Raw genomic sequence first — 15,019 nt, 5'->3', positions numbered from 1 at the left:
TAAGTTGCCTAAAACTAAGTAGACGGGCAACGATAGCGTCTGAAATGATATTGGCGCCTGCATGCACTTTATCCATAAGTATCCCCATCTTTTGTCATAAATTTGAATAGTGCTATTATTACAATTAGCCATTTGCTAAGGCTGTTTTTTGTCAATTCAGAAGGATTATTTTCCAGAAAAATGAGTGTATTTTACTATGAAATTCTTGTGGATTGGTCTTGATAGCTATTACTTACTGTGATTACTCAACTTTTGTTTGTCGCTGAGATAGTATTAACTTTTTAGTAGAATATAAACCTATAAAGAAGCTATTTAAACTTTATTATTTTAATGGAAAAAGATACTTGGGTTTAAATGACACCATTTTCGAAAAGCTATCAACCTGACAAAAAAGCTTTATCAAAAACAGAAAATTACGGATTATGCCGAATTATTATCTATTTCACCCAACTACCTAAACAAAAGTGTGAAGAAAACACTCGGAAAATCAGCACATGATTTACTAAATGAAATGTTACTACTCGAGGCTAAGGTAGTATTAAAGCAAACAAACCTCAATGTCACTGAAATTGCTTACAAGGTTGGCAAAAATGAAGTTAGTGATTTTGTTTGCTTTTTCAAGAAACAAAAGGGTATTAGACCAAGTGAATATCGACAAACCGTATAATTTTAGTATTTATCTAATAAAATATAAGTTTAATTTTTAAAGAAAAAAGATAATTCATGCAGGGGGATAACCTCTGCTTTTTTTGTTATTAACCATATTAGGTTTAACTAAAAACCTAAAATATCTGATATTGCATATTTTTAGCCGTTAATTGCTAAAAATAACAGGATATAGTGCTATTAAATTTGTAATAAATAATCTTGATTTATAACAATTTAAAATATGGCAAAGAATCCTCACTACTTTTCACACCTAGCACATGTTGAGGTGTTGACTACAGACCTCGCAAAATCCGTTGAGTTTTTCAGAGATGTTGTTGGAATGGACGAAACTGGCAACGAAGGCTCTTCGGTGTATCTACGTGCTTGGGGCGATTATTATCATCATACACTTAAGCTTACACAAAGTGAAAAATCAGGTTTAGGACATATTGGCTGGCGTGCCGACAGTCCTGAGGCATTGGAAGAAGCAGCGGTCTTTCTTGAAAGTATTGGTGCTGGTTTGGGATGGACAGAGGGCGATTTGGGACATGGACGTGCTTACCGTTTTAAGTCTCCAGAAGGACATATCCATGAGATTTTTTGGGATGTAGTATGGTTGCGAGAAAGTGGCGAAAGAGGTAGTATTTATGCCGATCGCTATGCCAGCAATCGCCTAAAAGGGGCTAATCCTCGTCGTATCGACCATGTAACTTATATGGTTTCGAAAGGAAAATATATTGAAGAAAAAGTATTTTGGTCTGCATTAGGACTAAGAAATCCAGATGAAATCCGCATTGCTGACGATATTCCACCAATTGGCGGGCTCTGGACAACTGCTAATTTATCGCATGATATTGCCATTTTTACTGACCCGAATATTGGCGAAAATGAAGCCGTTTTAAATCATATTTGTTGGAATGTAGATAGTCGTGAAGAGGTACTTTTGGCATTAGACTATTTTATCGAAAAAGGTTTCAAATCTGTCATGGGTGCACCCACACGCCACAAAGCAGATGAAGGATTCTTTATCTATATCATCGACCCGGGCAGCGGTATTTTATTTGAATATTATGCTTGTGCTCGTTTGGTATTTGCTCCAGACCACTTGGATGTACACTATCTTAAAGACAATCCCAATGACGCATGGGGTTCTGCCAATCCATTTGCTGAAATGGGCAAAGGCAAAAAACTAGGACTAACCGACGGTGTTGTACAACCTGCTGATATTTAAGGTAATAGTATAGAAAAGTGTTTTCAATTCTTCAATTTTTCTACCCTTTTTTAATACAAAACTAAAATTTCAAATCACGATGTGGCATTATTTTCAGGGGCAATATATGCCTTCTTATCAAGTCAATAGAGCTTTAACGCAAGCCCATTACGGTGGGGGCGAATTTGCAGAGGTATTAGAAGTAGCCAGTCAGATAACCCCAGGCGATAACGAAAGTTTTCACCAAGCATGGTCCAAAATGGGTAATAACGTATTTGATTTAGCAGAAGAATTTGCTCAAAATGGCAATGATATTTCGGCTCGTCGTACTTATTTACGTGCTTTCAACTATCTGCGTACTTCTGAATTTTTCTTAGTTCCCAACGACGAGCGAAAACTTCCTTCTTACTTAAAATGTCGAGAAGCTTTCATTAAAGCCGTACAGCGTTTTGAACATAAACCATTACAGGTTGAAATTCCTTTTGAAGGGTCGTTTCTCCCGGGATATTTGTTTGCACCTGCGGGTGTCAAAAATCCTCCTTTGATGATTATGTTCGGTGGATTAGACAGTTTGGCAGAGGAACTTTACTTTGGAATTTCTCAACATCTCAACGAAAGAGGCATTGCTCTACTAGCCATGGATGGACCTGGGCAAGGAGCATCTTTGCGCCTCAACCATATTCATACTCGCTATGATTTTAATGTAGCTGGTACTGCGGTGTTGGATTGGGCCATTGTGAATCTGTCCGAACATATCGATGTCAGCCGCATCGGTATCGGTGCAGTGTCGATGGGTGGTTATATGGCCGCTCGTTGTGCGGCTTTCGAACCTCGTTTCAAAGTTTGTATGGTATTTGGAGCAGTATGGTCGTATTATGACATCTGGAAAAACCGCCCTGACAATCACCCTTTGGCCGAAATTGTGAAGCATATCGTAGGCGCCGAAACGATGGCTGATGCTCGTGAACGCTTGAAGTTGTTTGCTTTGGATGATGTAGCTCAACAAATATCTATGCCAACGTATATTCTTCATGGTGAAGACGACCGTCAAAATTTTGTAGAAAATGCCTATAAGCTCAACGAAGCACTTACCTGTGAGCACGTATTAGAGGTAGTTCCCAAAGAAAGCAGCGGTTCAGCTCATTGCCAAATCGACGACTTTACCAAAACCTTCAATATGTACGACTGGGTAGCAAAGAAGTTGTTTGCTTAAAAGAGTCAAAAAGGCATTAGGCAAGAAGGGATAGTTTAAATTTTACTAATGCCTATTGCCTTCTTGACTAGTGCCTCAATATTCCCTATCTCCAAATTTCCGAAAAAAAATATACACATGGTAACCCAAATCAAAAAAGGTATTACCTACGCTGAGAGTAAAGAAGCTGATGCTAAAGTAAGAGCATTGGTCGAAGAAATGCTTGAGAATGTAGCCACCAATGGCGATAATGCCGTAAGAGAATATTCTCAAAAACTTGACAATTGGTCGCCAGAGAGTTTTAGGTTGTCGACTCAACAAATCGAGTCGATTGTGGCTTCTCTTCCTGCGCAAGTCATCGAAGATATTCAGTTTGCTCAAAAACAGATAAGAAACTTTGCCGAACATCAAAAGGCGGCACTGAAAGATATAGAAGTAGAAACCCTTCCAGGTGTTTTTCTAGGACATAAAAATATTCCTATGAATTCGGTAGGATGCTATGTTCCCGGAGGAAGATACCCAATGGTGGCGTCGGCACACATGAGCGTATTGACCGCTAAAGTAGCAGGAGTCAATCGTGTAATTGCTTGTACACCACCCATTAAAGGTGAAATCCCTGCCGCTACTGTTGCCGCAATGCACATGGCGGGTGCTGATGAAATTTATTTATTGGGCGGGGTTCAAGCTATTGCCATGATGGCATTAGGAACCGAAACAGTCCAGAGCGTAGATATGCTCGTGGGACCTGGCAATGCGTATGTAGCCGAAGCAAAACGTCAATTGTTTGGCAAAGTAGGTATCGATCTTTTTGCAGGACCAACCGAAACTTTAGTAATAGCTGATGATACATCTGACGTAGAAACTTGCGCGACTGATTTATTAGGTCAGGCAGAGCATGGACCAACTTCTCCAGCTATTTTATTAACGTCTAGTAAAGCAATTGCAGAAGGTATTGAAACCGAAATACAAAGACAATTGAGTGTATTGCCAACCGCCGATATTGCTAGCGTATCGTGGCGTGATTACGGGCAGGTAATTCTCTGCGATACAGTTGATGAATTGGTGGCTGAGGCTGATCGTATTGCCAGCGAGCACGTGCAAGTAATGACCGACAACCCTCGCTATTTCCTTGACAAAATGACTAACTATGGAGGGCTTTTTCTAGGAGATAAAACCAATGTAGCCTATGGCGACAAGGTAATCGGAACAAATCATACTTTGCCAACCAAAGAGGCCGCTCGTTATACAGGTGGACTCTGGGTAGGAAAATTCCTGAAAACGTGTACATATCAAGAAATCAGAACCCCTGAAGCTAGTGCGTTGATAGGCGAGTATTGTTCGAGGCTTTGCGCTATTGAAAACTTTTGGGGACATAAAGAACAAGCTGACTTGAGAGTACGAAAATATGGCAAAAGTGAAGTCTAAACAACCGACCGTGCTCGTAACGGGAGGTTCGGGCGAAATAGGTTCGGCCATCTGTCAGAAGTTTGCTCAGCATGGATATGCTGTCATTGCGACCTATCAGTCCAATCAGGCAAAAGCGGAACAATTATTAGAAAAGCTAGGCGAAGGTAATCATAGTATTTTTCAAGCATCCACCACAGACTCTGAGGCTTTGGTAAAACTCAAAAGTTTTGTTACGGAGCGCTATGGCAACTTGAATGTTTTGGTAAATAATGCAGGAATTACCACGCCAGTGGCACATGATGACTTGGAAGGATTGTCGGACGAATGGATAGATAAAATCATGCAGACCAATTTTAGAGGCAGTTTTGCCATGGTCAGAAGTATGAAAAATCTATTAACACAAACTGCCGAAGAGCAACAGAAAGCATCTGTTGTAGTTAATATCTCTTCGATTGCTGGCATTTTTGGTATAGGTAGCAACGTCGCCTATTGTGCTTCAAAAGCCGCTTTGGACTCCATGACTCGCTCTTTGGCTAGAGTTTTAGCACCTCAAATACGTATGTTTTCAGTTTCTCCAGGTTTTGTGGAAGGTGAATATACCAAAAACTTTGAGGCGTCTTTTTTAGAAAATCAAAAGGCTAATACGCCACTAGGACGATTTGCGACGGGAACAGATGTAGCCAATGCCGTGCATGCTCTGGCAGATACCTTAACCTTTTCGACGGGAGGTATCATTACAGTAGATGGCGGAAGGTTGTTGAAATAGATGCAAGTACAATCTTTTAGTTTAACTATGAAAAAATGAAAAAAGCATGTTTGTTTCTAGTGATATTGTTCCTTTTAAGTAAAAAGGAAATAATAGGACAAGTAAATCTCATTCAAAATGTGTCAGCTCGAAAAACCCTCTCACTTGATGGCGTTTGGGACTCCCAAGTTGATGTGATTGGGGTTGGCTCACTGGCTCGTTTTGGTCTTATTCAAGATAGAAAACCTACCAAGTTTGTCTACAATGGCGATAACCCTAGAAATACCGAGTTGGTGGAGCAAGATATGGACATGGCCGACAAAATAAATGTTCCTGGCGACTGGAATACCCAAAAAGAAAAACTGTTTCTCTATGAGGGTAATTTGTGGTACAGAAAGAAGTTCTCGGTAGTACCTCAAGCCAACAAAAGGTACTTTATCTATTTTGGAGCAGTAAACTATGAAGCAACGGTTTATCTAAACGGCATTAAAATAGGACAACACAAAGGTGGTTTTACTCCATTTCAGTTTGAAGTTACAAAAGAGTTGAAAAATGGCGAAAACAAACTTCTTCTCAATGCTAATAATACACGTGGCGAAGATAACATTCCTACCAAAATAGCAGATTGGTGGAATTATGGTGGTGTTACGAGATCTGTGTATCTCATTGAAGAGCCCGAAACATATATTTCTGACTATTTTATTCAACTCGAAAAGGGAAAACTTTCCGAGATAAAAGGTTGGGTTAAGATGTCAGGTTCGCAAAAAGCTCAAGCCATCACTGTGGAGATTCCTGAACTTGGTCTAAAGCAAAACCTGCAAACAGATACCGCTGGATATGCTACCATTAATTTTAGCAGTAAAAAAATACAACATTGGACACCTCAAAGCCCAAAGTTGTATGATGTACTACTGTCATCTGTAGATGAGACGATAAAGGATAAAATTGGTTTTCGAACTATTGAAACCCGTGGAACAGAAATTTTGCTAAATGGTAAACCTATCTTTCTGAAAGGAGCTGCCATTCATGAAGAAGCCCCATTCAGAACAGGCAGATGTTATTCGGAAGGCGATGCCCGCACATTGCTGACTTGGGCAAAAGAGCTAGGAAGTAATTATATTAGGCTAGCACACTATCCACATAACGAAATCATGACTCGAGTGGCAGATGAGATGGGATTGCTAGTATGGTCTGAAATCCCGATTTATTGGAATGTAAAATTTGAAAAGCCAGAAGTTTATGCCAATGCAGAGAATCAATTATTAGAAAATATTAGTCGTGACAAAAATCGAGCATCTATCATACTTTGGTCGGTGGCTAACGAAACAAATGAATCAGAACCGAGATTAATGTTTTTGAAAAAACTCCTCGAAAAAACAAAGGCTGTTGACCCTACGCGCCTTACAACAGCGGCATTACTCCCCAAAGAAAGTAAAAGTGAATTTAGTTTAGATGACCCTCTGGGCGAGTTTGTAGATGTCATGGGTTGCAATGAGTACATTGGTTGGTACACTTTACCAGCAGAACTAGCACCTAACATCAAATGGACCTCTAAATACAATAAACCCCTAATAATAAGCGAGTTTGGAGCCGAAGCTGTTGCTGGATTACATGGTAAGTCTGATGAGATTTGGACGGAAGAATATCAAAATAGAATATTTGAAAATCAAGTCAAAATGTTAAACAACATCGATTTCCTAAGAGGTACGTCGGTTTGGGTTTTGATGGATTTCCGTTCGCCATTAAGACTTCTACCAATCAAGCAAGACTTTTTTAATAGAAAAGGTATTGTCTCCAACACAGGAATTAAGAAGATGGCATTTAATACGCTAAAAACTTGGTACGAAACTAAATAAAGATACAAAAATGAAAATCATTGATCTCTCAGTAACCATTTCTGAAAAAATAAAAGAACCACTTCCTACCAAAATTGTGTACGAAGACCATAAAGAAGGTGCTAAAAAAATGGGCGGTAAACTTTTTGAAGGTTTAACCGACGTTTTTATTGAAGGCAATGGTCCTGCAGGTGAGTTTTTGACTGTCACAAGTCACTGTGGTACACACGTAGATGCTCCTTATCATTATTTTCCAACTTGTGAAGGTAAACCTTCTCGCACCATCGACGAGATGCCCTTGGAGTGGTTTTTTAATGATGGAGTCGTATTGGATTTTACAGATAAGCCTGACGGCTATATGTTTGAACCAGAGGACTTACAAGAAAAACTCGATGCCATTGGATATACCCTGAAGCCCTTTGACATTGTACTGATTCGTTGCGATGCCGACAAGCGTATTCATGATGACGATTTTGTCAGAATTCACGTGGGAGCATCAGCCAAAGCAACTCACTGGCTGATAGACCAAGGTATCAAAGTAATGGGTACCGACGGTTGGGGCTGGGATATTCCTTTACATATTCAGGCGGCAGATTTTAGAGAAAATCCACGTCCAGGTATTATTTGGCAAGCACATTATGTTGGCATTGAAAAAGAATATTGTCAAATCGAAAAACTCGCCAATCTTGACCAATTGCCTCCTTTTGGTTTTAAAGTAGTCTGTTTTCCTGCCAAAATCGAAAAAGCTAGTGCTGGTTGGACACGCGCAGTAGCAATTATTAATGAATAATTCGAGGCAGAGTAATAAATCATTCACTTAGTCGAAAACTCACAAAATATGTAATCATGACTCTCGAACTAGCAACTATTGATATAAAAGAAGGCGAAAATATTGCCTTTGAAGCTGCCTTAGAGCAGGCCAAATTGGTAATTGCTCAGGCAACTGGGTTTATCAATATTACTATACAAAAATGTGTGGAGCAAAACAACCGTTATATTCTGCTAATTCATTGGCAAACGCTTGAAGACCATACGGTTGGCTTTCGAGAGTCAGCACTATTTACGCAATGGAGAGCCTTGATTGGTCCATTTTTCGAAACACCGCCTTTTGTCCAACATTACCACATTATCTAAACTTCTGATAACTAGAAAATTAAGACTCAAATGACACAGGTAAAAAATATTTTAGTTGTAGGTGGTGGAATCGGCGGACAATCCGTTGCTATTGCCTTAAAAAAAGCAGGGTACGAACCCGAAATTGTTGAACTACATCAAGAATTCAATGTTTATGGTGTTGGTATTATTCAACAAGCCAATGCCCTTCGTGCTCTTGATGCAATTGGTGTGGCTAATGAGGCAATTCGTCGTGGTTCTCCTTATGGAAAAGTCAAACTTTGTATTCCTACAGGTCAACAGATTGGTGAGGCTGGAACACCTCCGATTGGGCATTTTCCTAGTCATAATGGCATTTCGAGAAAGATTTTACATGATATTTTGTTCGATGAAGCGCAGAAAACTGGGGTAAAATACCGCATGGGCTTAACCATCGAAACAATTAATAATCATGAAAATGGGGTCGATGTAACCTTTACAGATGGTACTTCGGGCTCGTATGATATTTTGATTGCTGCCGATGGTATCAATTCTAAAGTTCGTAAAATGGTCTTTGGCGAATACAAACCTAATTATGTAGGCTTGTCAGTTTGGCGTTATGCCTTTCCTCGTCCCAAAGATTTGGACACAGGGTATATCTATTTTGGGAAACAAAGTAAAATAGGAATTATCCCAATGACTGCCGAAAGTTGTTATATCTTCCTCAATTCAGCAGAAGGAGACAATCCCTTGATTCCTGAAGATCAATTAGTTGAAAAACTAAAATCTTATATGAGAGCCTTTCCTGTACCCATGGTTCAGGAGCTAGTAGAACAAGTGACAGATGCTAAATTGGTCAACTATCGCACACTCGAAACGTTAAAAATGACTGAGCCTTGGTATAAAAATCGGGTGATAGTCATTGGTGATGCCGCTCATGCTACCATTCCACAACTGGGATCTGGCGCAGCGCTTGCCATAGAAGATGCCGTAGTGTTAACTGAAGAGTTACAAAAATCAAGCTCGGTCAACGATGCTTTTGCCAATTTTATGAACCGTCGTTTACAACGTTGTCAGATGGTTGTTGAAGCATCTGAAACGCTGGGTCAATGGGAGGTGTTGGAATACTCAGGACAAAGTTTGCCCGAAGGTGCCAACATGGGTATGCTTATGGGCAAAACTACCATGGCGCTTACGGCTGAAATATAATATCGAATAGGAAAGTCGAATCCTTTCACACATTCAAAAAAAATACTTTGTATATGAAACTTGTTACATTTCTCAATAAAGAAAAAGAAAGTCGTATAGGATGGTTAGTAGCAGACGCCATAGTTGATATGCAACTGGCAAGTCCTGCTTTACCTACCGATATGCTTACTTTTATCGACCATCACGAACAGTATTTCGAAATTATCAAAGCGCTTGGAGAGGTTGAGCCTCATTATTCCTTAAGCGAAGTAAAGCTATTGGCGCCTTTGCCCAACCCTCGTAGTTTTAGAGATTATATTGGTTTTGAGATGCACATGCAAAATGCTTCTCGTTCATTTGGACACAAAATCGGGCCTGCTTGGTATGATATGCCTATTTTTTATTTTACCAATCACCAAGCTATCTATGGTCCTGAGGACGAAATTCGACGCCCTGCCAAAGAAACCAAATTGGATATTGAGCTAGAAATGGCTTGTATTATTGGTAAAAAAGGAAAAGACCTAAAAGCATCTGAAGCTCGTCCCTATATTTTTGGCTATACAATTTTTAATGATTGGACTGCCCGTGCAATTCAGAAAGTGGAAATGGAGATTCCTCTCGGGCCACACAAAGGAAAGGATTTTGCCAATGCCATTGGTCCTTGCATCGTAACAGCTGATGAAATGGAACAATATCGTATTCCATTCGATGAAACGGTTTTTACCGATCCGATTAGTGTACCAAAAGTAGCTGGAGATAGACTCAATGTCAGAATGACTTCTCGTATCAATGGTCAAACCGTATGTGATGGTAATTACAAAACCGTATATTATAATTTTGAGCAAATGATAGAACGTGCCTCCGAAAATAATGTAACCTTGATGCCAGGGGATATTATAGGTTCAGGAACTTTAGGTTGGGGAAGTTTGATTGAAAACACCTTCAGCGTTCACCGTCCCCTCGAACCAGGAGATGTAGTAGAATTAGAAATTGAAGGAATTGGTATTTTGAGGAATAGCGTTATTTAGGAGTGACAAAGTGGCAAAGGCACATAGGTGCAAAAGGGTGATTTAATAACTCTTTGCGCCTATGTGCCTTTGCCACTTTTTTGGAGTTTTCTCCAAAAAACTTAGTATATAAACTTATAATTATCGGCATATTACTTTCGCACGACCCGTTGGAGATAATTCCAACGATGGCATAAAATACTGATTCCTAGTGCCTTTTTGCTTTACCCCCTATTTTACGATATTAGTCATCTTGTAAAATAGTAGGCTTAGGCTTGTTGTAATTTTGAACCGTTGTTTGAGCAAAACATCATAGGTATTGTTTAAATTATAGTAGTAGATTTTTGATTTCACTAAATAAAAAATATTTTTATATTTTACTCAAAAAATACTTCAAATTTCTACTTTCACTTAGTCTAAACAAATTCAAATTACCCTATGAAAAAAACGTTACTACTCCTAATGGGTTTTATGATGACCCTCCAGTTTTGCTTAGGTCAGCTGTTAACCGAACCTAACAAGCCTAGTGTTGCCTGTGGCACAGATGAATCAAAAATATCTGCCGAAAATCTAGCCTTTATCCAAAATGCCCAAAAGTATATTGCTCAAAAGAAAGCCAGTCGTACAGCGGTCAGTCCTGGGAGAGTTGCCCGAATTGCCATCGAAGTGGATTATCCAACCTATCAATTATATAATGGCGATACCAATTTGATTAAGAAAGAGGCAATCCTACAAATTAGTCAGGTATCAAAAGTGTATGAAAGAGACATGAATATTAAGTTGGTCGTAACGTGTTTTAACTTTTGGACCACAGCTCAATCTGACCCATATTTTGACACCTATGATATTTATGCAATGTTGGATAGGCTTTATTATCATTGGAACCCTTCCAATATCAATGGAAAGCTTTACAAACTCCGAAAGCAATATGATAAAGTAATATACCTAACTGCAAAATCCTTTTCTGGTGCAGGTGGAGTAGCTTATCTCGGAGGACGGGAGTCTGTTTGCCCATGGGGGCTTGGCAACTTAAATGTTATTGCGCATGAGCTAGGACATAACTTTGGTTCGCCTCATACACAAAGCTGTTCGTGGCCAGGTGGACCGATTGACTATTGTTATGCTTCTGAAGGTGCTTGTTATGAGAAATCTTTAGAAATTATTAAGGGCTCAATCATGAGTTATTGCCAAGCCAAAGATGAGTTTCATCCATTATGCCAAGCAGTTATGGAACAACACGCATCTTCCAATATGCAAGAAATCACTAATACAGTATCGAATGTGTTGTTACCAAGTTTTTTTACCATCAATACCAATCCATTTTTTGTGTGGGATGCCTCTATTATGGCTGACCAATATGTAGTTCAAGTGGCTTTAGATACTGATTTCAAGCAAGTTATTAGACAAGATACTACAAGTAGCTCTTATATTCAGTTAGCTAATTTGGAAGCACCGGCGAAATACTATTTAAGGGTAATGGCTACTAATCAACTAGGGAAATCTGGATGGAGTAATGTTTGTACTTTAATTATATCCGAAAACAGTCTGCTGCCACCAAGTACAAATGCGATGCCTTTTTATTGGACGACTTTTGATGCAGGAAAATTAAATACTATAAAAATTACACCAAGTGTTGGTGCTAAATCTTATGAGGTACAGTTTGCCTATGTCCATGACAATACATTTTCAAACCCATGCTATAGTCTTACTTTTACTGGTAGTGAAAATAGCTTCTATATAGGCTCATTTTACTACAGAATGGGCTGGAGGATACGAGCCATTAACGAAACAACCAAAAGCGCATGGTCAGATAGAAAAGTGATATTTGCACAAAGTTCCTACCAAAACCCTGTTACTACGCAGGTGTCTAGTCCTTCAATTGCCCGTACTATTACAGCAGACGAGACATTTACTGCTGGAGAATCAGCAGCGAGCCTCTCTATCGTCAAAACTACTGCACCCAATACTATAGTTTTTCAGAAAAAATATAACCCTACTCGTATTGCTAACTATGGATATGTTTATAAAATTCCAGCCTTAGAAAACAATCAAACCTATACTGTAACCTACGAATTGTCGAGAGACAGAGAGAATCCTCTTAGTTTTTACCCCAAGGGTGTCCTCAATTCGAGAAGTGTCTCCTTTGTTAATAAAACAAGTAGTACAGATACAAATCTAGTAAAATATCAAGGATTTGATAATGAGCTAGCTATGCAAACATCTAATGCCAATGCGTATATGGCAACAAACCATTTGGCTTACTTGTCTTATGGAGGATTAGTACTGGTTAATACGCTTACTGGACAAAAATTAGCGCTAAACAATAGTACAAGTGGTGGGAGTATTGGTGCTCGTGCCACAACCCTCTACAGTTCTAACAATCAAAATCAATCAGGAGTCATTACTCAGGTTAGTAAGCGAATATCCTATCAAGGCTCTTTTCCAGCCAATGTCTATGCTTTGAATATTTTGGATAATACCACAGGCAATTTGGTAAGTTCAACCATACTCAATACCTCATCTAATTTTTATCCGATGTACTTAGATATTTCCAATAATTACCTTGTTGGCACTTTAAGTAATGTAAATGGTTTGGTATTTTATAAAATCTCAGGGAGTAATCTGAATCTAGCATTCAACATAGTACCTACATCAATCGAGCAAGTTAGATTAGGTAATGTAGTTTGGAACAAAGATTATGTTTGGCAAGCCTATATATTTTCACAGACCAATAAAGCATCACTGAAACGATTTAATACTAACGACGGAAGTTCGGTAGAATTTACAGAAGCAACAATGCCCGAACTTGCTGCTCCTTATATCACTACATTTTTGGATAGTAAAAACCGCGTATGGGCTTCTAATACTAATGGCGTATTGATGTATGATGGAAATACTTGGCGCTTGAATAAAGCTAAAACAGGAGATATCATTCTTCCTCGACTTTTTGCAGAAAACAGTGCTGGAGATATTTTCGCTTGGGATTCTAACCGAATTTTGCAATATACAGGAGGAGATTGGAAAATATTGGCAAATGTAGAAATCCAAGAAAGTGGTTTAAGAAAAATGCTGATCGATAACAATGGGTTATTCTGGTTTGCCTATGACGGCTATGTGGTACGCTATAACACCTGTACAAATACGTTGAGCACTCCCTCTTTTAGCACTTCAAACAACGAAATAGAATATGGTCAGCAGGTATCCTTAAAAGCTGAAGGATGTACTCAAACTCAATGGAGCTGGAATAACAAAAAAGATACTGGAGCAAGTATAACTTCCAGTAATCTACTCACTATCAATCCAGTATCTACTACTACCTTCACGGCAAAATGTTATTTCGAAGGATGCGCCGGTACTCCAACTAACACCAATGTAACTGTTATACCTGTATTGCGATTAGATAGTTTATCAAAAGTTTGTTACAGTCAGCCAATCAAAGTGTATGGTCGCATTTTGGGCGATATTGATGCAAACACTAGTTTTTCCCAAATGATACAAGCCAATGGTAAGGACTACACGCTAAAGGCAACACAACAAACTAACAGTAGTCAGACCGTCTGGCAATCTGAAACTAATAACATTTCAACAGGTACTTTCACGTTACGAATAGATGCTGGTACTACTAAAATGGCTTACAAGGACACGCTTAAGGGGACAATTTATGCTTTACCAGTGATTAAACTAGTGACTGATACCGCCTGTGTTGGTGAAACTCTTGCTTTTAAAGCAACAGGAGCCCAATCTTACGACTATACTTTTAACCAAAAAGTGTATGCCAATGCAAATGGTACGTTAGAAGTTCCAAACGCAACTTCTGCCATGAATCAACTTTTGATTAAAGTAAAAGGAACAGATGTAAATGGTTGTGCCAATCTGGATTCGGCTAAGGTGCTAGTCAACGACCTTCCCAACATAACAATAACAGCTCCAAATCAAGTTTATCAAACTCAAACCCTTGAATTAAAGGCATCTGGTGCCAATAATTACACTTGGACTGGTCCCGCTGGATTTACTTCGTCAGTTCAGAATCCAAGTATTTCCTCCGTAGCCACCAAGTATTCAGGAACATATATCGTAAACGGTATTGACAAAAACGGTTGCTCTAATACTGCCAAAGTAACAATAGAAGTATTGCTCCCTTTGGGTATAGATGAGGGTATCAATACACAAGTGAATGTATATCCCAATCCTTCGAGCGATAAAGTTACTGTAAAGGTTGATTACCAAGGAAATACCCAAATAAGACTAATAGATGCCTTTGGAAATGAGAAATATTCTGGGTCATTCAAAGGTAGTATAGAAATTCCCATTCAACATTTTAGTGCTGGCGTTTACTTCATACAGCTCAACAATACCAATACTATTAAGTTGTTAGTCCAGTAATTAAACATAATATTGTCAGTCAAAGGGTTTTATAAGATTGGTCTTATAAAACCCTTTTTCTTTTAATAGCTCTTCTTCAAAAGCTCCTCAATATATTAACTGTTAAAAACTGAGCGAATTTTCTATTCTATAAACAGAGAAATATCTGATTTTGCATACTAATACCAGTATAGTGCTAATTTTTCACAATAATATCTAAATATTTTTGTCTCTTCACAAAGATAAATTTGTACTTATGGAGCGTGCGCCAGGCGTAAGTATTCAGCAAAATGAATATACCTGAGAATGTTCTAGAAATGAGTTTTTATTGAT

Annotated in this window: 11 protein-coding genes; all 11 read left to right on the top strand. The window is 38.8% G+C overall.

The genetic code is table 11. The features are described from left to right. Nucleotides 1–376: 376 nt before the first annotated feature. The 11 genes from QM491_RS16785 (at nt 377) to QM491_RS16735 (ending at nt 14,707) form a co-directional block, all read left to right on the top strand. Nucleotides 377–667: a helix-turn-helix domain-containing protein gene (locus QM491_RS16785; RefSeq protein ID WP_310589579.1), complete on the top strand. Its 291-nt coding sequence runs from the start codon at nt 377–379 to the stop codon at nt 665–667. Nucleotides 668–889: 222 nt separating this feature from the next. Beyond that, nucleotides 890–1,879 (top strand): VOC family protein, encoded by a 990-nt coding sequence (locus QM491_RS16780; RefSeq protein ID WP_283328746.1) that lies wholly within the window; start codon nt 890–892, stop codon nt 1,877–1,879. A 79-nt stretch (nt 1,880–1,958) separates the two neighbouring features. Next, nucleotides 1,959–3,071, top strand: coding sequence for an alpha/beta hydrolase family protein (locus QM491_RS16775; protein WP_283328745.1), 1,113 nt, complete (start codon nt 1,959–1,961; stop codon nt 3,069–3,071). A gap of 117 nt (nt 3,072–3,188) precedes the next feature. After that, nucleotides 3,189–4,475: a histidinol dehydrogenase gene (gene hisD, locus QM491_RS16770; RefSeq protein WP_283328744.1), complete on the top strand. Its 1,287-nt coding sequence runs from the start codon at nt 3,189–3,191 to the stop codon at nt 4,473–4,475. Then, on the top strand, nt 4,456–5,223 hold the full coding sequence (locus tag QM491_RS16765; RefSeq protein ID WP_283328743.1) for an SDR family NAD(P)-dependent oxidoreductase: 768 nt from the start codon (nt 4,456–4,458) through the stop codon (nt 5,221–5,223). The genes hisD and QM491_RS16765 overlap by 20 nt, the downstream gene beginning before the upstream one ends. 35 nt (nt 5,224–5,258) lie before the next feature. Then, nucleotides 5,259–7,058 carry a glycoside hydrolase family 2 protein gene (locus tag QM491_RS16760; RefSeq protein WP_283328742.1) on the top strand — a complete coding sequence of 600 codons (1,800 nt, stop codon included), beginning with the start codon at nt 5,259–5,261 and terminating at the stop codon, nt 7,056–7,058. Between the two features lie 10 nt (nt 7,059–7,068). After that, nucleotides 7,069–7,827, top strand: coding sequence for a cyclase family protein (locus tag QM491_RS16755; protein WP_283328741.1), 759 nt, complete (start codon nt 7,069–7,071; stop codon nt 7,825–7,827). 56 nt (nt 7,828–7,883) lie between these two features. Further along, nucleotides 7,884–8,171: an antibiotic biosynthesis monooxygenase family protein gene (locus QM491_RS16750; protein ID WP_283328740.1), complete on the top strand. Its 288-nt coding sequence runs from the start codon at nt 7,884–7,886 to the stop codon at nt 8,169–8,171. A gap of 30 nt (nt 8,172–8,201) precedes the next feature. After that, the gene (locus tag QM491_RS16745; protein WP_283328739.1) at nt 8,202–9,338 is read left to right on the top strand and encodes an FAD-dependent monooxygenase; all 1,137 of its coding nucleotides are present in this window, start codon (nt 8,202–8,204) and stop codon (nt 9,336–9,338) included. Between the two features lie 53 nt (nt 9,339–9,391). Next, nucleotides 9,392–10,345 carry a fumarylacetoacetate hydrolase family protein gene (locus tag QM491_RS16740; RefSeq protein WP_283328738.1) on the top strand — a complete coding sequence of 318 codons (954 nt, stop codon included), beginning with the start codon at nt 9,392–9,394 and terminating at the stop codon, nt 10,343–10,345. Between the two features lie 417 nt (nt 10,346–10,762). Continuing rightward, complete coding sequence (locus QM491_RS16735) at nt 10,763–14,707, top strand: zinc-dependent metalloprotease (RefSeq protein WP_283328737.1); 3,945 nt, start codon at nt 10,763–10,765, stop codon at nt 14,705–14,707. Nucleotides 14,708–15,019: the final 312 nt, after the last annotated feature.

The sequence above is a fragment of the Flectobacillus longus genome (genome assembly GCF_030056705.1).
In the GTDB taxonomy this organism is placed as follows: Bacteria; Bacteroidota; Bacteroidia; order Cytophagales; family Spirosomataceae; genus Flectobacillus; species Flectobacillus longus.
Note: the sequence above shows the minus strand (reverse complement) of the source record. Positions and strands in the feature narration are given on the sequence as shown.

Bases quoted from the DNA above. Each gene is read 5' to 3' on its own strand.
- QM491_RS16780 (WP_283328746.1), top strand. From the start codon at position 890: ATGGCAAAGAATCCTCACTACTTTTCACACCTAGCACATGTTGAGGTG.
- QM491_RS16775 (WP_283328745.1), top strand. From the start codon at position 1,959: ATGTGGCATTATTTTCAGGGGCAATATATGCCTTCTTATCAAGTCAAT.
- hisD (WP_283328744.1), top strand. From the start codon at position 3,189: ATGGTAACCCAAATCAAAAAAGGTATTACCTACGCTGAGAGTAAAGAA.
- QM491_RS16765 (WP_283328743.1), top strand. From the start codon at position 4,456: ATGGCAAAAGTGAAGTCTAAACAACCGACCGTGCTCGTAACGGGAGGT.
- QM491_RS16760 (WP_283328742.1), top strand. From the start codon at position 5,259: ATGAAAAAAGCATGTTTGTTTCTAGTGATATTGTTCCTTTTAAGTAAA.
- QM491_RS16755 (WP_283328741.1), top strand. From the start codon at position 7,069: ATGAAAATCATTGATCTCTCAGTAACCATTTCTGAAAAAATAAAAGAA.
- QM491_RS16750 (WP_283328740.1), top strand. From the start codon at position 7,884: ATGACTCTCGAACTAGCAACTATTGATATAAAAGAAGGCGAAAATATT.
- QM491_RS16745 (WP_283328739.1), top strand. From the start codon at position 8,202: ATGACACAGGTAAAAAATATTTTAGTTGTAGGTGGTGGAATCGGCGGA.
- QM491_RS16740 (WP_283328738.1), top strand. From the start codon at position 9,392: ATGAAACTTGTTACATTTCTCAATAAAGAAAAAGAAAGTCGTATAGGA.
- QM491_RS16735 (WP_283328737.1), top strand. From the start codon at position 10,763: ATGAAAAAAACGTTACTACTCCTAATGGGTTTTATGATGACCCTCCAG.